Source organism: Blautia massiliensis (ex Durand et al. 2017), assembly GCF_001487165.1.
GTDB classification, from domain to species: domain Bacteria; phylum Bacillota; class Clostridia; order Lachnospirales; family Lachnospiraceae; genus Blautia_A; species Blautia_A fusiformis.
The window spans coordinates 2,524,533-2,543,972 of record NZ_LN913006.1 but is presented as its reverse complement, the minus strand read 5'-3'; the positions used below and the strand labels follow the sequence as shown (position 1 = coordinate 2,543,972).

Annotated in this window: 20 protein-coding genes, 1 pseudogene and 1 riboswitch; of the genes and pseudogenes, 18 read left to right on the top strand and 3 right to left on the bottom strand. The window is 38.9% G+C overall.

Annotated features, from left to right (window positions below; genetic code table 11):
- Window positions 1-136: 136 nt before the first annotated feature.
- Window positions 137-3,187 (bottom strand): SrtB-anchored collagen-binding adhesin, encoded by a 3,051-nt coding sequence (locus tag BN3261_RS12620; RefSeq protein WP_059086435.1) that lies wholly within the window; start codon window positions 3,185-3,187, stop codon window positions 137-139.
- A 406-nt stretch (window positions 3,188-3,593) separates the two neighbouring features.
- Here BN3261_RS12620 and BN3261_RS12615 point away from each other — a divergent pair, with 406 nt between their 5' ends.
- The 14 genes and pseudogenes from BN3261_RS12615 to BN3261_RS17980 form a co-directional block, all read left to right on the top strand.
- Complete coding sequence (locus BN3261_RS12615; RefSeq protein ID WP_235812381.1) at window positions 3,594-3,803, top strand: DUF6462 family protein; 210 nt, start codon at window positions 3,594-3,596, stop codon at window positions 3,801-3,803.
- Window positions 3,793-4,020 (top strand): DUF6462 family protein, encoded by a 228-nt coding sequence (locus BN3261_RS12610; RefSeq protein WP_059086434.1) that lies wholly within the window; start codon window positions 3,793-3,795, stop codon window positions 4,018-4,020. The genes BN3261_RS12615 and BN3261_RS12610 overlap by 11 nt, the downstream gene beginning before the upstream one ends.
- Before the next feature lie 14 nt (window positions 4,021-4,034).
- Complete coding sequence (locus BN3261_RS12605) at window positions 4,035-4,385, top strand: TnpV protein (protein ID WP_059086433.1); 351 nt, start codon at window positions 4,035-4,037, stop codon at window positions 4,383-4,385.
- A 42-nt stretch (window positions 4,386-4,427) separates the two neighbouring features.
- The gene (locus BN3261_RS12600) at window positions 4,428-4,607 is read left to right on the top strand and encodes a hypothetical protein (RefSeq protein WP_055225720.1); all 180 of its coding nucleotides are present in this window, start codon (window positions 4,428-4,430) and stop codon (window positions 4,605-4,607) included.
- A gap of 48 nt (window positions 4,608-4,655) precedes the next feature.
- On the top strand, window positions 4,656-4,988 hold the full coding sequence (locus BN3261_RS12595; RefSeq protein WP_235812380.1) for a single-stranded DNA-binding protein: 333 nt from the start codon (window positions 4,656-4,658) through the stop codon (window positions 4,986-4,988).
- Window positions 4,989-5,134: 146 nt separating this feature from the next.
- Complete coding sequence (locus tag BN3261_RS12590; protein WP_005341250.1) at window positions 5,135-5,341, top strand: helix-turn-helix domain-containing protein; 207 nt, start codon at window positions 5,135-5,137, stop codon at window positions 5,339-5,341.
- A 15-nt stretch (window positions 5,342-5,356) separates the two neighbouring features.
- Window positions 5,357-8,152, top strand: coding sequence for a DNA methyltransferase (locus BN3261_RS12585; protein ID WP_059086432.1), 2,796 nt, complete (start codon window positions 5,357-5,359; stop codon window positions 8,150-8,152).
- Window positions 8,153-8,380: 228 nt separating this feature from the next.
- Entirely contained in the window at window positions 8,381-9,277 is an 897-nt protein-coding gene (locus BN3261_RS12580; RefSeq protein WP_059086431.1) for a DUF6414 family protein, read from the top strand.
- 7 nt (window positions 9,278-9,284) lie between these two features.
- Window positions 9,285-11,171, top strand: coding sequence for an AAA family ATPase (locus tag BN3261_RS12575; RefSeq protein ID WP_059086945.1), 1,887 nt, complete (start codon window positions 9,285-9,287; stop codon window positions 11,169-11,171).
- Between the two features lie 217 nt (window positions 11,172-11,388).
- Window positions 11,389-11,898, top strand: coding sequence for a DUF4365 domain-containing protein (locus BN3261_RS12565; RefSeq protein ID WP_059086429.1), 510 nt, complete (start codon window positions 11,389-11,391; stop codon window positions 11,896-11,898).
- The gene (locus BN3261_RS12560; RefSeq protein ID WP_059086428.1) at window positions 11,895-13,052 is read left to right on the top strand and encodes a hypothetical protein; all 1,158 of its coding nucleotides are present in this window, start codon (window positions 11,895-11,897) and stop codon (window positions 13,050-13,052) included. Before BN3261_RS12565 ends, BN3261_RS12560 begins: the two co-directional genes overlap by 4 nt.
- 276 nt (window positions 13,053-13,328) lie before the next feature.
- Window positions 13,329-13,637, top strand: coding sequence for a type II toxin-antitoxin system RelB/DinJ family antitoxin (locus BN3261_RS12555; RefSeq protein WP_005339370.1), 309 nt, complete (start codon window positions 13,329-13,331; stop codon window positions 13,635-13,637).
- Window positions 13,634-13,972 (top strand): type II toxin-antitoxin system RelE/ParE family toxin, encoded by a 339-nt coding sequence (locus BN3261_RS12550; protein WP_059086427.1) that lies wholly within the window; start codon window positions 13,634-13,636, stop codon window positions 13,970-13,972. The genes BN3261_RS12555 and BN3261_RS12550 overlap by 4 nt, the downstream gene beginning before the upstream one ends.
- Before the next feature lie 86 nt (window positions 13,973-14,058).
- Window positions 14,059-14,160, top strand: a pseudogene (locus BN3261_RS17980) (DUF6462 family protein); the annotation flags it as partial.
- A 78-nt stretch (window positions 14,161-14,238) separates the two neighbouring features.
- On the opposite strand, the gene BN3261_RS12545 reads toward BN3261_RS17980, so the two are convergent.
- Both BN3261_RS12545 and BN3261_RS12540 read right to left on the bottom strand, forming a co-directional pair.
- Entirely contained in the window at window positions 14,239-14,820 is a 582-nt protein-coding gene (locus BN3261_RS12545) for a TetR/AcrR family transcriptional regulator (RefSeq protein WP_059086426.1), read from the bottom strand.
- Window positions 14,807-15,457: a DUF3786 domain-containing protein gene (locus tag BN3261_RS12540; protein WP_199874117.1), complete on the bottom strand. Its 651-nt coding sequence runs from the start codon at window positions 15,455-15,457 to the stop codon at window positions 14,807-14,809. Before BN3261_RS12540 ends, BN3261_RS12545 begins: the two co-directional genes overlap by 14 nt.
- Before the next feature lie 227 nt (window positions 15,458-15,684).
- On the opposite strand from BN3261_RS12540, the gene BN3261_RS12535 reads away from it, so the two are divergent.
- From BN3261_RS12535 to BN3261_RS12520, 4 genes are all read left to right on the top strand, one after another.
- Entirely contained in the window at window positions 15,685-16,059 is a 375-nt protein-coding gene (locus BN3261_RS12535) for a GntR family transcriptional regulator (protein WP_015526677.1), read from the top strand.
- A 2-nt stretch (window positions 16,060-16,061) separates the two neighbouring features.
- Window positions 16,062-16,910, top strand: coding sequence for an ABC transporter ATP-binding protein (locus tag BN3261_RS12530; RefSeq protein ID WP_059086424.1), 849 nt, complete (start codon window positions 16,062-16,064; stop codon window positions 16,908-16,910).
- Window positions 16,907-17,581, top strand: coding sequence for an ABC-2 transporter permease (locus tag BN3261_RS12525; protein ID WP_059086423.1), 675 nt, complete (start codon window positions 16,907-16,909; stop codon window positions 17,579-17,581). The genes BN3261_RS12530 and BN3261_RS12525 overlap by 4 nt, the downstream gene beginning before the upstream one ends.
- Window positions 17,582-17,736: 155 nt before the next feature.
- Window positions 17,737-19,095, top strand: a complete 1,359-nt coding sequence (locus BN3261_RS12520; protein ID WP_015526673.1) for an MATE family efflux transporter — start codon at window positions 17,737-17,739, stop codon at window positions 19,093-19,095.
- 147 nt (window positions 19,096-19,242) lie between these two features.
- Window positions 19,243-19,417: riboswitch (cobalamin riboswitch) on the top strand.
- Window positions 19,418-19,440: the final 23 nt, after the last annotated feature.

Below are 19,440 nucleotides of genomic sequence, written 5' to 3'. Positions count from 1 at the left end.
GGGTAAAATCAATGCTTCGCACCCTTGACTATCCGTGTTCTTGCAGGTTGTTGGCAGACAAGCCAGAATAAGCGGAAGTCTGCCGATACGGTATCGGCGGAGAGCGTGATTTTCCTTTTCTCATACTGTTACCGCCTTATGATTTCTTCATTTTACGGCGTTTATAGAAGAAAATACCTGCCAGCCCAGCACCAGAAGTCATAAGAAGTGCAAGCAGTCCGTAAAGGTTAGTACTATCGCCAGTTTTTGGACTGTTTGTTTTATGTGGTGTATCTGGTGTCTGCGGTATTTCGGGTTTCTCTGGTTCTTCTGGGACTTCTGGTTTTTCCTTAAAGGTAATCGTCTGTCCCTCGTCCTCAATGTCTTTATGCTCGGTAACTTTCTTCGGCTCGTCTGGATTGCTTAAATCGTATAATTCTTCAAAAGTTACCAGCTGTTTGCCGTCAAGAGAAGTAGCGTCAAACGTAAAGGCAACTTCTACTTTCATAGTTTCGCTGTCAGCAGTAAACGTATAATCACTTTCCACACGCTTTCCATTGATAAGAAGCTCTGTATTTTCTTCTTTCAACATCTGCCAGCCCACAAGTTTGTACTGTGTACCGACTTCTAAGCCCTCTAAGGTTACTGTATCAATGATTGTAACGTCTTTTCCAGCTTCAAGCTCTTTGTTGCCGTCCTTATCAGTAGCAGTCGTATGAATTTTGATGATACGCTCTGTGATAAGTACCGTTTGCCCGTCGTCCGCAATGTCTTTGTGTTCTGCAACTTTCACGGGTTCGTCTGGATTGCTTAAATCATACAATTTCTCAAAGGTAACAAGGTTTTTGCCACCTAAAGCAGACGCATTAAATGTATAGGAAATTTCCACTTTCATAGCTTCATCATCAGCGACAAAGGTATAATCGTTTTCTACACGTTTCCCGTCAATGATAAGCTCGGTGTTTTCTTCTTTTAACATCTGCCAGCCTTTGAGCTGGTATTTTGTGCCTTTTGTAAGTCCGTCTAATTTGACAGTATCAACGATTGTTACCTCTTTTCCTGCAAGGATAGTCTTTTCGCCGTCCTTGCTGGTCGCTGTGGTATGGATAGAGATTTCTTTTTCGTATTCATCAGTCAAAGTCCCTAAATCAATCACAAGGTTATTTCTTGATACCACGATTTCAAAAGGTGGGATAAGTTTAAAACCTTTGTTGCTGTCGCATTTCATTTCTTCAATGATGTAAGTATCATAAGGTAATGCACCCTTGCTGTCGTCTGGTTCAGAAGTCCCAAACCATATACCGTCCTCGCTGGTCTTGCCTGCGTTGGTATTGTGCTTATGAGAAGCCCATTCAGCAGAAGTGGAGAATTGCCCGTTATCATCAGTTACCACAACATGATTTTCGCCCGTCGTCTTGCTTGTGATCCTAAAGGGAACATCAGCAAGACGCTTGTGTGTGCCTGCACCGATTTTCACGCCCTCAATATCCCCACGCTTAATCTGATTGTAGATAGAATGGGCTTTGTCGGTTAAGTCCACAATTTTTCCATTTTCTGTGATTGTAAAATCAATCGGTTTTGCACCGTCAGTCAAATATCCGTTTGGAGCTTCACTTTCAACGATACGAAACTTTCCATAAGGTAAGAGGTCAGAAGAAGTAGAAGCGACACCCTCAATATCGGTACGAATTGTCTTTACCACTTCATTTTTTTTGTATAGCTTGCCCTCAACCAATACTGCATTATCATTTAAGGAAATGATGTCAAAGGCAGTATCTTTCAAAGTGGCACTTCCTTGTGGCTTTGTATCGCCCGTTTCTAAATCTCGTTTCTGAATTTTGACACCGCCACGGATAACCTTGTCAGAAACGGAAAACTGGTTACTTCCAGATAATACGGCAAGGTCGCCGTCCTCGGTAATCTGTGTTACATATAAGCCCTTAATCTGTTCGGACTTATCGCCAGCCTGCATATATGCACCGTCAAGTAAGTAGCCATTTGGAGCTTTCGTTTCTTCAACGGTTAGTGTTCCAAGTGGAAAAACGGCTTTACCGTCTTGCATATAGAAGCTGTCGCCAGACACCTTGTATGCGTCCGCTAATTTTGTGATGTAGTGGGTTGTCCCGTCGCTGTCTGTTTCAGCGATTGTCTTTGTAACCCATGTACGAGTAGCTTCGGCAGGGAGATTGTCTTTAGTATAGAAGCCTGCATAATACTTCCATGTAAATTCCGCACCTGCTAGAGAAGCGTTTCCTTGCGGATTGTCTTTCTGTGTTTCCATGTCAATCTTGAAAAGCTCAATCAAAGTGTCCGTTACTTTTGGCGTATCAGATACGTTCAATGTCGCTGTCTTTCCAGCTTCAATCTTTAAGGAATATACAGTTTTATCTACTTTATATCCTGCTGGTGCGGATAATTCCTTGATATAGACTGTGCCTGCTTTTACCTCTACAACATCTGTATTTCCGTTTTCATCAGTCGTAAGGGTGGCAAGCTGTTTCGTGCAGTCCTTATCAGAAAAGACACCGTAGATTGCACCAGCGACAGAGTAATTCCCGTTACCGTTTGTAATGCTGGTATTACTGGAAGTCTTTTGTAGTTTCGCATTTCCGACATTCAGTTTCGCCCAGAATTGTCCTAATTCCTGCCCCTCGCCAGAGTAGATATAACCGCCACATTCATAGCGTCCTTTATTCTCTTTGACAAAGGCTTTTGCACCAGAGAAAACTTCGTCCTGTGTTGCCTTTGGTATTTCATCATAAGAAGCTCGCACGTTATCACATTGCCAGCCAAGATGTACGCTCAATCTCTGCCAGACAACACATTGTTCCAACAGATAGACTTGCTTGTAATTCAGTTCCTTGTGAGCTTCGCCATACTGTTTGACATACTCTAAGGATAACGCCACATCTGAAATCTGGTCGGCACTCATGCGTGAGCTTGCGTCAGCTCTGGTCTTGTAACCATTTTTGAAATCTGTATTGATGTCAATACAATAGGCAGTTTCGCCCTCAACTTTCATCATGCCCTCATTGAATGTAGAACCGATAGAACCGTCATTCATTACTTTTTCAATGATACCGACACGCTCTGCACTTTCCGTCCAGTATTGCTTACTTTCTGCATGAACGGGTGTACTCGGTAAAGCAGTAACGACAGTTGCAAGAGCTAAGAAGCCCGTACACAATCGCTTTAATATCTTTTTCATAAGTCTAATGCTCCTTTCGTTTTGAGTAATAAAATAGCCGTCCAATAAGAATGGCTGGAAATAGAAAAGGAACGTCATGTTAGGCGTTCCATAGTCTATGAAATATTAAATTTTTCTTGTTTCAATACTGATGTGCTGTACCATATCTTTGCATATCTAAGAAAACTAGCGTATCAAAGCTCATTCGTTAGTAGTAAATAAGTAGTAAATTGATGTGTTTGTTTCCTTGAAAATGCTGATAGATACTGTGTTTTAGCGGATAATCAGATTTTTATTGTGTTTTTCGCACTAAAAAATATATCCCGGCAGTCAACTTCTGTAAAACAGTGAATTACGCGAAAATATCATGGATAAAAATTATAAACCAATCACAAGTATGAAGGAAGTATCGGAGTAGCTTAGAAAATTGCGCCGACAGTATCTGCGTTATCAACAGGCAGAGATTATTTACAGTATTTCTCATAAGAAATTATTTGAACTTGCCAGTGATGCAGGTGCGATTTACAGAATAGATGGAACGGTACTGATTAATCGGGATATTTTTGATACTTATCTGGAACGATTCCATGAACCGGCGACAGGAAAAGGCAGGGAGGAAATGATGGATGAGCGGTAATGTATGGATGTTTTCAGATGAGATTGACGATGAAGATCTGGAATTTATGAGCCATGACTACGTGACCTACAATATGGCATGTGAATATTACAGACTGGGAATCAAGCCCGTAGTTCGTATGGCACATGAAGCCAGAGCAGTATATAAGATTGGGAAGAAAGTACTGATTCGTAGAAGTATATTTGAAGCGTATCTGCGAGAGCAGAGGAAGATTTGATAGAGGAGAAGAACATGAGTGAACAGAGAAAAATAATACATGATGATAACAATGGATTGGATTATGTGCTGGTGGGAGATTATTACATGCCGATGTTAGCCTTGCCGGAGGAAAACCGACCGATTGGTTACTGGGGAATACTTCGGAAACAATATCTGAAAAAACATAAATCAGGGATGTATTCTTATCTTTTGTTGACCGGAAAACTGGATCGCTATCTGGCAGATCTTAACGAACAGGCACAGGAACGGTATGAGCTGATTGAAACACAAATGAGAATTGCGGATGGAGTTACCGAGAAACTGAAGAGTCAGAATCCTATGGAATGGGTGCGACAGTGTAACAACATCAGGAATCGTGTGTAGGAAATTGTATTGAGTGAATTGGTATATGTATAGGAGGAGCGTATGAGATACAGGATTGAATATGCAGATGGAAGATGCTGCAATTTTGCAAACAGCAGAAAAGATTTACTGGATTGGTTGAAATTGCTGAAAGATGAACAGATTGTTGATATTCGTAAAATATATAAAAGTGGTGTTACTGATTCAGTTCTAGATAGTTACCGGAGTTATCTGAAACAGTGAGATAACATGGAAAGGGCAGGTGTAAATCTATGAAATTGACAGAGGAGATTGAAGAATTATACTCTGGCAGTGAACAGAAGATATAAACGTGACGGAGAACAGGAAGCAGATTTTATTTCGTGTATCACGTTTGGTAAGAGTGCAGAGTTCGCACAGAAATATCTTCACAAAGGAATGAGGATTGTGATTGGCGGTCGTATCAGTACCGGTAGTTATAAGGATAAGGACGGGAAAACAATTTATACTACAGATGTGATTGTGGAAGAACATGAATTTGCCCAGAACAAGGACAGCGGTGCTGGGGTAGATTCATCAGAAACATCGAAAACAGATAAGGACGGATTTATGGAAGCATCTGAAGGAGAAATTCCATTTAATTAATTTAGAATAAATGGTTGGAGAGGATGCCTAGACAAAATGCATCCTCTTTTCCATTTTTACAGAAGATATCAAAAACACAGATATTCAACCTAACGAAATCGTGATATAATCAAAATATGTTTGAACGAAAAATACGGAGGTAGCTTATGGGCGTAAGTTATAACAGATTATGGAAAATGCTCATAGATAAAAATATGAAGCGGATAGAAATGCAGTACCTTACTGGGATCAGCGGAAACATTCTTGCACGGATGGGGAAAAACCAATATGTATCAATGGAGACGATTGAGAAAATTTGCAAGAAACTGGACTGCACCGTGGATGAGATGATGGAATTTACAGATGATGAATAATAGGAGGTTGCTGCAATGACAGATACACAACAAAGAGTAGCTGCGAAAGCATTTGCGAAAAACTGGAAAGACCGTGGATATGAAAAAGGCGACAGCCAGATTTTCTGGGTGGAGCTTCTCACAACGGTATTTGGTGTGACGGAAATATCACAGTTTATTTCTTTTGAAGATCAGGTACACCTTGACCATACCAGTTTTATTGATGGGTATATCGAGAAAACCCATGTCATGATTGAACAGAAAAGTATCAACAAGAGCCTGACAGCTGCTATCCGACAGTCCGATGGATCTATGCTGACACCATTTGAACAGGCAAAAAGATATTCTTCTGAATTGCCGTATTCAAAAAGACCGAGATGGATTGTTACCAGTAATTTCCAGTCATTCTATATTTATGACATGGAAAAGCCGGGCGGTGATCCGGAGATTATCCAGTTGGAGAATCTGGAAAAAGAATATTATCGGTTACAGTTCCTTGTGGACGAGGGAAACACAAATCTTCAGAGAGAAATGGAAGTTTCCATTGCCGCAGGTGAAATTGTAGGGTTGCTGTATGATGCACTGGCAAAACAATATGCCGATCCAACAACAGAGCGTGCAATGAAAAGTCTGAATATCCTTTGTGTCAGAATGGTATTCTGCCTGTATGCAGAGGATGCCGGCATTTTCGGACAGCATGGTATGTTCCATGATTATCTGGAAGAATTTGATGCAAGAAAAATGAGAAAAGCAATGATTGAACTTTTCCAGATCCTTGATACAAAGCCGGAGGATAGAGATCCTTATTTGAAAGATGATAACCCACAGCTTGCAGCTTTTCCGTATGTAAATGGTGGACTTTTTGCAAATGAAGATATTGAGATTCCGCCTTTTACGGATGAAATCAGAAATCTTTTATTAGAAAAAGCATCAGCAGATTTTGACTGGTCAGAAATCAGTCCGACCATATTTGGTGCTGTGTTCGAGAGTACGTTGAATCCAGAGACAAGACGCTCCGGCGGTATGCATTACACCAGCATTGAGAATATTCACAAGGTCATTGATCCACTGTTTCTGGACGATCTGAAAAATGAGCTGAAAGAAATTCAGCAGATAACCGTGCAGAGAACAAAAGATAAAAAGCTGAGAGACTTCCAGATGAAGCTGGCAAATCTCCGGTGGCTTGATCCGGCATCGGGAAGTGGAAATTTCCTTACGGAAACATATATCAGTATACGGCGATTGGAGAACGAAGTCATAAAAGAATTGCAGAGAGGACAGATTACTTTTGGCTTTGATGAATCTTCCCCGATTCATGTTTCTATTGATCAGTTTTATGGAATTGAGATTAATGATTTTGCTGTTACAGTTGCCAAGACGGCATTGTGGATTGCAGAATCCCAGATGATGAAAGAGACAGAAGATATCGTTCATATGAATTTGGATTTTCTGCCGTTGACGACAAATGCGTTTATTGTAGAAGGTAATTCTTTGCAGATTAACTGGGAGAGCGTTGTACCGAAATATCAGGTGTCATATATTATGGGAAATCCTCCGTTTGTTGGTGCCAGAGTAATGAGTTCTGAACAGAAAGATGATGTAAGAGAAATTTTTAAGGGATGGAAAAATGTCGGAAATATGGATTACGTTTGCTGCTGGTATAAGAAATGTGCAGATTTTATGAAGAATACATCAATACGAGCTGCATTGGTTTCGACAAATTCTGTTTCCCAAGGAGAAAGTGTTGCTAATTTGTGGAAACCACTATTGGAAAATGACGTACATATTGATTTTGCATATCGAACATTTCAGTGGGATAGTGAAGCAAAGATAAAGGCCCATGTGCATTGTGTGATCATTGGATTTAGTATTGCTCCTTATAATAAACCAAAGAAAATATTCATAGATGAACGATATCAAATTGCAAAAAACATCAATGGTTATCTTTTGGATGCAGCGAATGTATATGTCGAGAGCAGAAATAAGCCTATCTGCAATATTCCAGAAATCGGAATTGGAAATAAGCCAATTGATGGTGGATATTATCTTTTTGAAAAAAAAGAAATGGAAGAGTTTATAAAACAAGAACCGGAAGCTCAAAAATACTTTCACCAATGGTATGGCTCGAGAGAATTTATAAACAGATCGCCAAGATATTGTCTTTGGTTGGGAGAATGCAGCCCGACTGAATTAAGAAAACTTCCTTTGTGTATGGAACGGATTAAAGCAGTTAGAGAATATCGATTATCAAGTCCGAGCAAAGGTACGGTTAAATTGGCTGAAAAGCCAACAAGATTCCATGTGGAGAATATGCCAAAAGGACAGTATATAGTAATTCCTGAAGTCTCATCTCAGAGAAGGAGATATGTTCCGATGGGATATATGGATAGCTCGGTTTTATGTAGTAATAAGGTTCGATTGATGCCAGATGCTGACTTATATGAATTTGGAATCTTAGAATCAAATGTACACATGGCATGGATGCGGGTTGTTTGTGGGAGACTAAAAAGCGATTATGATTATTCGATAAAAATCGTTTACAATAATTTCCCATGGCCAGAACCGACCGCTCAGCAACGGCAAAAAATCGAACAGACTGCACAGGCAGTCCTTGATGCCAGAGCATTATATCCGGATAGCAGCCTTGCAGATCTTTATGATGAACTGACCATGCCGCCGGAACTGCGAAAAGCACATCACCAGAATGATATGGCAGTCATGCAGGCATACGGATTCACAAAAGGCAGTGAAGCCTATAAAAGCGAAGCTGCCTGTGTTGTGGGACTGATGAAACTTTATCAGAAGAAAGTAGAAGACCTTGAAAAAAGATAACACGCCGGATACGGCATAATTCTCTTAGCAAAGCTAAGAACGCACTTCTATACAGGTGATGGGATCTGCCTGTATCGTGCGACCAGCGGTGCTGTTTATGGATTTGAAAAATTTCAATTCAGAAATATAGCAAAATCGTAGATTTCGGATAATGGTGCGTCTTCACCTGTGCATCATGAATTTTTATTCAAAAAATATGCTATAGATAAATGAAGGAAGGGTAAAATTGTGGAACATAATATAAAATCAGATAGACTTATTATTCCGATATATATAAATGAAAAAATTGTTTTGGATATGCTTGCTATTATGGAAGATGGATTTTCAATGGTAAGTCAAATTAATTATACAGAGCATAAAGAAAATAGTTCTTCACAGAAAATTGATGCGGGAATTTCAACATCTGCCAGTATCTTAAGTAAGTTATTAAAAATTGATGTTTCTGGTGGAATAAGCCATGAAGGAAATAAAGGCGAAAATGAAAGTATTGTTAAAGAAAAGATACATACAAATGTTTCTCTTTTATCAAAGTTTCGAGGATTTTTAGTACAACAAAAGATATTAAAATCTGATTTGGATTTTTTAAAAATGCAAGTAGGTGATTTTATCGAAGTTGAAGGAGAATTACAAAAGAATCCGATAATAAATTATATGGATAGTTTCATTGATTTATTTCGTATGGCAAATATTTTCGCAGAACAACCTCAAGTAGGGGGTAAAACACAGGCAAAAAATCAAAAGAAAAAAGATGATGAAATGGTAAAGCAAATTAAATTATTTGCGGATGAATTAAAACATAGTGGAACAATAGATTTTATATTATCAGATAACAAAGGAACGACTGTCTTGTCAGTCCAAGAACAATATCTTGCGAATGATAATATATCAGAAATCATTGGTGGGCATTTTAAAGTTCTTGGAAAAGTAATATTCATATGCAAAGAGGATACAGAAAACATTGATTTACTCAGAAAAACATCGTTGTCGATTTTGCAGGAAGACTTATTAAATGAAATGTTTGCAGAATTTAAAACGGAGGATATGAAACAATTTAATTTGCCGGAATTAAAGACGAAAATAGAAGGACCGGCTGCTATTGTGATCCCAATTGCTATTTATGCATAGGGAAAAAATGTTTTTTAATCGATGTATATTTTATGTGGAGGTTGCAAGAGCAAACCAGACCGATCTTGTGTCTTTTCTGAACGAACAAGGGGAACAGTTGATGAAAAGTGGCAGAGAATACCGTTGGAAAAAGCATGACAGTGTAACGATATCCGGAAATCGATGGTATCGGCATAGTCAGAGTAAGGGCGGTTATCCGGTAGACTTTGTGATGGAATTTTATTATGCAACATTCCCGGAAGCAGTGAAAATTCTGATTGGGGAAGAAGGCGAAGGCAGGCAGAAGTCCTGCCCCGCCCCGTCTAAAGACTTCCGATTACCGGAGAAAAATGAGGATAATGAAAAAATCATGAAGTATCTGACAGAAAAAAGAGAGATTGAGAAAACACTGGTGGAAGATTGGATTGACAGAGGTGATATTTACGAAGAAAAGAAACATCATAATGTTATATTTGTCGGCAGAGATGCAGATGGTATTCCGAGATATGCACACTGCCGGGGAACTGGTGAAATAAAATATCGAGGAGATGTAACAGGTTCTGGTAAATCTTATGGATTCAGTTACAGAGGAACGGATAATCAGTTGTTTGTATTTGAAGCAGCTATTGATTTGCTTTCATTTATCCAGTTATTTCCAAAAGATTGGAAAAAGCGCAGTTACCTGAGTCTGGGTGGAGTCTCCAGTGTGGCACTGATGACTTTTCTTTCTGAACGCCCTCAGATTACTTCTGTTTTCCTGTGCCTGGATAATGACCAGGCAGGGAATGAGGCTTGTAAGAAACTGGCAGAAGAAATTCCGGAGGGGTACAGTGTAATTCGTCTGAAACCATCACGAAAAGACTGGAACGAAATTCTCTGTGATAAAAACGCCGACAGAAAGAAAGCAATTGCAGAAACAATCACAATTAAAGTACCGGAAAAGGAAGAATTAGTGCCGATGTTGTGTTATGAAGACATTGAACAGACCAGTGTGGAATGGCTGTGGTTTCCTTATATTCCATTTGGAAAACTGACAATCATTCAGGGAAATCCGGGAGAAGGAAAAACTTATTTTGCTATGATGCTGACGGCAGCCTGTACCAACAGAAAATTGTTTCCGAATATGGAAGATATCGAACCATTCAATGTAATCTATCAGACTGCGGAGGATGGCATGGGCGATACCATTAAGCCAAGATTGGTAGAAGCAGGTGCTAATCTAAGCAGGGTTATGGTGATTGATGATTCGGAAGAAGCGTTGACTTTATCCGATGATCGAATTGAAAAGGCAGTCAGGCAGAATCATGTGAGGCTTGTAATCATTGATCCGGTACAGGCCTTTATTGGAGCAGATGTGGATATAAACCGTGCAAATGAAGTGCGTCCGGTGTTCCGAAAACTGGGAATGATTGCAGAGAAGACCGGATGTGCCATTGTGCTGATTGGACATCTGAATAAATCTTCCGGAACACAGAGCACGTATCGAGGACTTGGTTCTATTGATATTATGGCAGCAGTGCGAAGCTTGATTTTCATCGGGAAAGTAAGAAAAGATCCAACCACAAGGGTATTGATACATGAAAAAAGTTCTCTTGCGCCACCAGGGGAGACAATGGCATTTAAACTGGGAGACGAAGAAGGTTTCCGATGGGTGGGAGCCTATGAGATTTCCGCAGATGAATTGTTAGATGGAAAAGAAGGAAAAGCAACAGAAACAAAGCTGGAGAGAGGGGCAAAGTTAATCAGGGAACTTCTTGCTGATAAAAAAGAAATTTCAATCAGGGAATTAGATGAAAAAGCAAAGGAACAGGGAATATCCGGGCGAACAATGCGTGATGTGAGAAGCCGGATGAAGAATGAGTTGGAGTACCAAGTAAATGAAAAGCAGGAGAATAGTATTCAATTAAAAGAATGATGGGTGGCAGAGTCATTGAAGTAAATACAGATTTTTATAGATACCTTATCTGTTGTCTGCCGGTGTATAAATATTTCAAAGTACACAGAGATAAGTTGAAGAAGGAATCTGTAAGGTATAGAGGAGAATTAATACCTGACAAAATAGATATTATGTGTTCCATCTGTTCAGAAGTGTGGTATAATTTCATCAATAATAAATGAACGGAGGGATAAAAATGCTCACGACAAATGATAAAGAGGATATCCATATTAGTTATCTTTCAGCGGTTTGCGCAAGTGCAAGCGTTTCTTTTGATCTCCAAAGACATGATGATGATAGTACAGACGGCATTATGAAGAAATTAATAACTCTTGATGATGGAACGAAATATATGTCTTCTTTAAGAATTCAGTTGAAATGCACATCATCGGTATCTCAATATACAGATGATGAAGAAATACTTCATTATAAATTAAAAGTAAAGAATTTTAACGATTTATGCACAAGATGTACGACTCCTATTATTTTGGGATTGCTTGTGTTGCCTGAGGACGAAGATACCTGGGTAAAGTGGTCAGAAAAAGATTTGCTGATTAATGGATGTATGTATTGGGCTGATTTTTCTAATGAGTCACCATCTGATAACAAAAACACGGTTACGGTATCTATTAATAAGAAAAACTTGATTAATAAAGATACTTTGTTAGAGATACTTGAAAAAATAGCAAAGGAGGAGTGGCCATGATCTATTCAGTTAATTTCATGGACCTGACAGAAAAGATAAATCCTCATGCTGTAGTAAGATACCTTAAAGATACCGGTTGGATGCAATATAAAACCAAAAAGGAATATATTAAAATCTTTCAAAAAATTACAGAGAAGGAAGAATTCTATCAGGTAATAATACCAATTGATAAAACATTAGCGGATTATAAAAAAGCAATGTTTGATGCAATTGAACAGATTGCATTTTTAGAAGGACAATCAACAGAACAGTTGATGTTATATTTATTAAACCCTAATACAGATATATTGAAAATTAGATTGCAGAAAAAAGACGTTGAAGCTGGTAGTATATTTTTTGATGATGCGATTAATTTATTTGAAAATGCTAAAAAGCTGATAGCAGCAACGGCTCTAGATGTTCTTCATCCGAAGCATATTCATCAAGGAAGACCAGAAGAAGCGGTTTCTCAATTTATAAATAATTGCAAATTTGGTCAAACAGAAATTGGTAGCTATGTTATTTCTGTAGTATGCCCTTTTGCTGAATTAGATGAATCGGAAGAATATAGACAATTAAGTATTTTTTCTGATGAAGAACAATGTGCAAATTCGCTAACACGCAAGGTGACAAAACGAATTATGTCAAATGTTTCAAATATTAAAGCAAATATAGACAATGGGGAAATTGATAAATTGATTTCTGAAGATGAAGGGGCGATGATAAGTGCTAATTTTTATGAAGCCCTAACAGGAATGAATATCTCAGAGCAGGATACGGCAGTAGAGTTTATTGCACAATGGTCTCCTGTTGTTAAAACAAATCGTTGTGATCAGGACAGAATTACTTTAACACATGATTATTATCAACCGATAACCATGGCTATAGAAAAATTAAGAGAAACTATAAATACTCATACCAAAATTGTTGGAAGAGTAAAAAAGCTAGAATCTATACCGGATGCCTCCAAAAGAACAAATGGAAAGGTAACGATAGTATATTTAGATGAGAACGATAGCAAAAAAACAGTAAGTGTACAATTGGCTAAAGATGATTATAATAAGGCAATAGAGGCGCATGAATCGGGTAGTCATGTCGAAGTGATTGGGGAAATTGAAGATAATGGTAAAAGGAAAAAATTAATGACGGCAGAGTCATTTTCCATTATTGATTAGCGCAAAGTAATTAAATAGTAGGGTACGAGAGACCATTTTTGTAAAAATACAGAAGTGGTCTTTTTGTATCCGAAATATCGGATTAATTAAAAACAAGAAAAGCGTATCAGACTAAAAGATTGATAGTGGCAGAGTGCTTACAAAAATACAGAGTTTTATAGATAACCTCTCTGCCGTCTGCCACCTGCCAGCGTATTAATGATAAAAAAGATTGCGAACTGCTTGCAATTTGCAATCAAACGAAATATAATGAAGAAAAAAGAGGAGGCGATATCTATGGCAAGAACAGCAAATGTATTTGCACGTGTTGAGCCTGAAGTGAAAGAACAGGCAGAGCAGGTGCTTGATCGACTTGGAATTCCAATGTCCAATGCAGTAGGAATGTTTCTGAGACAGATTGTACTCCAGAGAGGAATTCCTTTTGAGATGAAACTTCCAGCTTATGAGGAGCCTGTTGCATATGGCTCTCTGACAAAGGAACAGTTCAATGCAGAAATAGAAAAAGGCATGGAAGATATTAAGGCTGGCAGAGTGTATTCAGCAGATGAAGTTGAAGCAGAAATGAAACAGGAATTTGGTATATGAAATATAAAGTGATGTATACAGCAGGAGCAAAGAAAGATCTGCGAAACATTTTCAGATATATTTCAGAGGAACTGTTAGCTCCGGAGAATGCTGCAGGACAGGCAGAGCGGATTATGACGGCAATTCGGAAGCTGGATACTATGCCGAATAGAAATCGGCTCTATGAGGAAGAACCGTGGCACAGCAGAGGACTTCGATTCTTTCCGGTGGATAATTATCTGGTATTTTACAAAACAGATGATGAAACTGAAATAGTATATGTAGTGCGAATTATGTATGGTGGACGTGATATTCATAAACAGTTAAGCCAAACAGAAGACGTTTCAGTAAATTAAAACAGAATATGGAACAAAAACACGAGCAGTTAGTCTATGAAAAATAGGTTAGCTGCTTTTTTTATGCAAAAAAGGAGGTGCCGTGTATGGGATATGCACGTAAAGATGTAGAGAAAACAAAGAAAATAGCAAAGAAATTTGTGCGCTATCAAGAGGGTGCAGAGCTTTATAGCATTGGACTGACGAAATTGAATAATACGGAGTGAAAGCCGTTACTACGACTGGGCAGTTACAAGCCCGAATTACCGTACTCATGTAAGTTCCTCTCAGATTCCATGAAATGCCCGGTATTCCCGGTACATTTCAATCATATTTTTTTTGGCATTTTTCAAATAAGAAGTATCGGCGCTGATTCGTCCAAGAAGAAAATATCCCTGATAGATAGAAAGCATGCGCTGCGAAAGAATTTTTGCATGATCTGGAGACAATCCGGAGAATAACAATACTTCCTGAAAAATCTGCTCAAATTTTTTCAGTCCTTCCATAAATACAGATGCAACTGCAGGCTTGCTAAGTGCTGTTTCCATGCCCATCACCGCATACGGGCAGCCTGCAAATGTTTGTCCATTTGTCCTTTCAGATAAAAAATCAAAGATTTCTTCAATAAAACTTTCCCAGTCATTTCCCTGAGAACTATTTTGAAATTGTTCCAGTAAGATTTTTTGATAGTATTCCGTTACCGCTGTTGCCAGGTCATCCTTGCTTTTGAAATAAAAATAAAAAGATCCTTTTGGAAGGTCTGTTTGTTTGAGGATTTCGCTGATTCCAGTAGTAGAATACCCATTTTTCCAAAATAATTCAGCAGCACACTCGATCAGGCGTTGTCTGGATTCTTCACCCTTTTTCAATTCGCATTTCCTCCTTCAGTCTGGAAAACAGATGTGTAAGTGCAAACATAAGCGTTTCATAATGCATGTAATCTAAAGTATTCCTATCTGCAAGAATTTGAAGACTTGCCGGGAACTCGTCATCAGCTTCCCAGAAACGGATGATAATCGGCAAAAAAGGAAAAAGATTTAATTTAAAAGCAACATCTCCTTTTTCCAGTTCCTTTCCGGAAAGTGATATACAGGCATTACGCAATTCAACGGTTTTTCCATTAAAAAAGTCAGCGGTATTCTGAAAAAATCCTCTGTTCGGTGAGAGATTTCCTGTTCGGACAGAGGAAAGGCTGTTTATATTTACAAATTCATGTGACAGATGACATCTATCCTTTGAATAACATAAAACATCATAAATAGTCATTGCTTCATTATGATTGGCTTCATGAACTATTTCAAAATCATTATCTGACCACTGAACACTTCCCGTTTTTCGGTTAATACGATAGGTACGGTTAATAAAAGTAATATATAACCAGTCAGAATTGTAATCTAATGAATATTTATGTATCATTGTAGCCTGATCATATTGCAGGAAAACATGTGCCATTGAAATTTTTGTTTTATCATAATTATTGATAGCTTTCGTCATATATTTCTCCAAGAATATTTTTGTTGTAGTTATTTACAAAATAGACTAATCGGTCTATAAAATCAATACATTTTGCGTAACAAATAAAAATTAATGATCATGAAAAGTAAATGACTAAGACTTCCCATACCTTCTAATGGCAGATGACAGAATCCCGGCAGTCAACTACTGCAAAACAGTATATAACAGTTGACAACAGTATTACACTGTTGTATACTGTTTGCAACAGGAGGGAACATATGAAGATTATAATCAATAATACATCGATGGTACCAATTTATGAACAGATCATGGAGCAGATCAAGGCGCAGATCATCTCCGGAGAGTTAAAAGAAAATGATATATTGCCGTCCGTGAGAACAATGGCAAAGGAACTGAAGATCAGTGCACTTACTGTGAAGAAAGCATATGACAATCTGGAAGCAGAGGGCATGACAGTCACAGTTCATGGGAAAGGAACGTATGTAGCGGCTTCGAATACACAGCTGATGGAAGAAGAGCGCAGGAAAGAGGTTGAGGCGGATCTGGAAGCAGCAATTCAGAAGGGAAGGCGCTGCGGAATGAAAGAGGAAGAGATCCGTTCGTTGTTTGAACTCATCATGGAGGATGAATGATTATGTTGGAGATCAAAGGAGTAAAGAAAAGCTACGGTGAATTTCAGTTAGACTGTTCGTTAAATGTAGAAAAAGGAAGAATCACCGGTCTGGTTGGAGAGAACGGAGCCGGTAAGAGTACTTTGTTCAAGGCAGTGCTCGGACTCATTTCTTATGATGCCGGTGAGATAAAGATCCTGGGAAAAATACCGGAAGAGTTAAGTGAAAAAGAGAAAGAAGAGCTGGGAGTTGTCCTGGCAGAAACCGGATTCAGTGGATACTTGAAAGGGAAAGATGTTGAGGCAGTCCTTGCCAAATTATATCCAAAGTTTGAAGCAGAAAAATTTCATCAGATGTGTGAAGAATATCAGATTCCGTTGGATAAATTTATAAAAGAGTACTCAACAGGAATGAAAGCAAAGCTGAATCTGATCGTTGCATTGACACATCAGGCAGAATTCCTGATGCTGGATGAGCCGACAGCAGGGCTTGATGTCGGAGCGAGGGAAAGGATGCTGGATATTTTAAGAGAGTATATGGAAGAAGAGCCGGAGAGAAGTATCCTGATCAGCTCACATATTTCTTCGGACTTAGAACATCTGTGTGATGACATTTATGTGATACATAAAGGAAAGATTGTACTTCATGAAGCGATGGATACGATTCTTGAAAAATATGCAGTGTTGAAGGTCAGTGAGGAACAATATCAGGCAGTGGACAAAAGGTATCTTTTGAAAGAGAAAAAAGAGTTTTTTGGAGTTGCCTGTCTGACGAACGAGAAGCAGTATTATATAGAAAATTATCCGGAAATCGTAGTAGAGAGCGGATCACTCGATCAGGTGATCCTGATGTTGACAGGAGGCGAAAGATGATGAAAGGAATCAGAGGGCTTTTGGAAAAGGATTTTCGATTGTTTTTTCGACAGGGTGGTAATCTTTTTTTGGTGTTAGTGTTTGTAGCATTGTTTTTTATACTTACAGGAAAAAAGGCAGCTGCTTTCATTGCAATGTATATCCCATCTGTTCTGGCGATATATTCAGGTAATACGATCAGTTATGATGAAAATGGCCATGGTTACACATATTTATTTTCTTTACCCGTAAATAAAAAAATATATGTCAGAGAAAAATATATTTTTTCCTTTATCATGACAGCATGTGGATGGTGCATTGGAATGATCTGTGCAGGAATTATGGTACTCATAAATCCTGAAGAGGTGTTTGATCTGGAAATGCTGGCAATGGAGTTGATCACATTTTTTGTGTTTCAGGCAATTGCGGGAATTATGATCGCGATCAGGATAAGGTTCGAAGGAGAGAAAGGGCGAATTGTGCTGCCAATCGCAATTTTAATTATTTTTGCGATTTGTTATACAATTAGATCTTTTGTGAAGACTAACTTGGGATTAAAAGAAAGTATTCTGCATATGATAGGGGGAATAGGGGATCTTGAAATCGGGATTGCCCTCATTGTGCTAAGTCTGCTTATATGGTTTGCTTCGTATAAGTATAGTATGAGCGCCATGAAGAAGAAAGAGTTTTAAGATAGGCGTGGCAAAGATGATCCATTAAAAATAATGATTATAAAGATGTAATAGCTACCAAAAATATGAGAAAAACTTTGTGAAAAAATAGGCTTGTGTTTCGTAAGAGTCCCTTGTAAAATAGCGGTCAAGGATGAAAAGAAAAGGAGATTCTTATGGGAACTAATGAAAAAGATATGACTGCCGGATCTCCCGGAAAACTGATCATAACTTTTGCCATACCAATGATGCTTGGAAATATTTTTCAGCAGTTTTATACAATGGCAGACACCATGATCGTCGGACAAGTGGTAGGAGTTAAAGCACTGGCGGCAGTAGGTGCCGGAGATTGGCTGGTATGGCTGGTGTTGGGGATTATGACAGGTATCACACAGGGTTTTTCTATTCTTGTATCTCAGTATTATGGAGCAAGGGAAAAGGAAAATCTGAAATGTGCAGTAGCGAAAAGCTATATCATGACAGCATTACTGTCTGTGGTCGTACTCGCAGTAAGTGAAGGTACAGTTTATCATGTTCTTTTATTTTTACAGACACCGGATAATGTCATTGATCTGACAATGCTATATTTGCGGCTGATCTTTGCAGGAATCCCGATCATAGCTGCTTATAATATATTTGCAGCGATCCTTCGGGCACTTGGAAACAGCAGATCTCCGTTGATCGCAATGACAGTGGCAGCAGTGATCAATGTGGGACTGGATTTGTTATTTGTGGCGGTTTTTGGCTGGGGTATAGCCGGAGCAGCAGTGGCGACCGTTATCGCGCAGGGATTTTCTGCCTTGTACTGTTTGATCGTATTACGTAAAATCCCGGATATCCGCCTGGAAAAGAAGGACTTTTACAGGCAGCCCTCTATGAGCCTGCGGCTTTTGGAACTGGCGGTTCCTCTTGCGATACAGAATGTGATCATCTCCGTGGGAGGACTTGTGGTACAGTATGTGATCAATGGATTTGGTTTTCTGTTTGTGGCGGGATTTACGGCATCGAACAAGCTGTATGGGGTTTTGGAGATGGCTGCCGTTTCATATGGATATGCTATTACAACCTATGTGGGCCAGAATCTTGGTGCAAAAAAATACCAGAGGATTCGAAAAGGCGTGCGCAGCGGCACTTATATGGCAGTGCTCACTTCGGCTTTCATTTCCGGCATGATGGTACTGTTTGGACGTAATGTACTGTCCCTGTTTGTATCCGGTGAACCGGATCAGACCCGACAGGTATTGGATATAGCATATAAGTATTTGTTTATCATGGCTGTCTTTTTGTGGGTGCTGTATCTGCTGTATGTGTATCGTTCCGCTATCCAGGGCCTGGGTAATACTTTGATTCCGCTTGCCAGCGGCATTGCAGAATTTATAATGCGTGTCAGTGTTGCGCTGCTGCTGCCAAAACTGATCGGTGAAGATGGAATATACTATGCAGAGATCTGTGCATGGAGCAGTGCAGCTGTTTTATTATTCGTAAGTTATATGATCATTATACGGAAATATAAAGAAGTCACCGTTCATACATAATGTTATTTACTTAAGGGATCTATAATAATACAGGCAGAAAATATCCGGGTTTCACTATGAAATGTTCAGATATTTTATATTTGACAAAAAACTATTTATATAAAAAGAAAAGTATGATATTATAATATTTATTCATTGCAACTATGAAAATTGAATAGTCAGAAGGGTGTACAAAGTACTTAATAAGGAATCTGGTGAAATGCCAGAACAGCCACCGCTACTGTGACAGGGACGAAAACCAAAATATCACTGGAGAGATCCGGGAAGATGGTAAGTAGGAAGAACTGGAGTCAGGAGACTTGCCTTTTTGACAGAAGAATTCTGATTCGGATGGGATACAGAAGG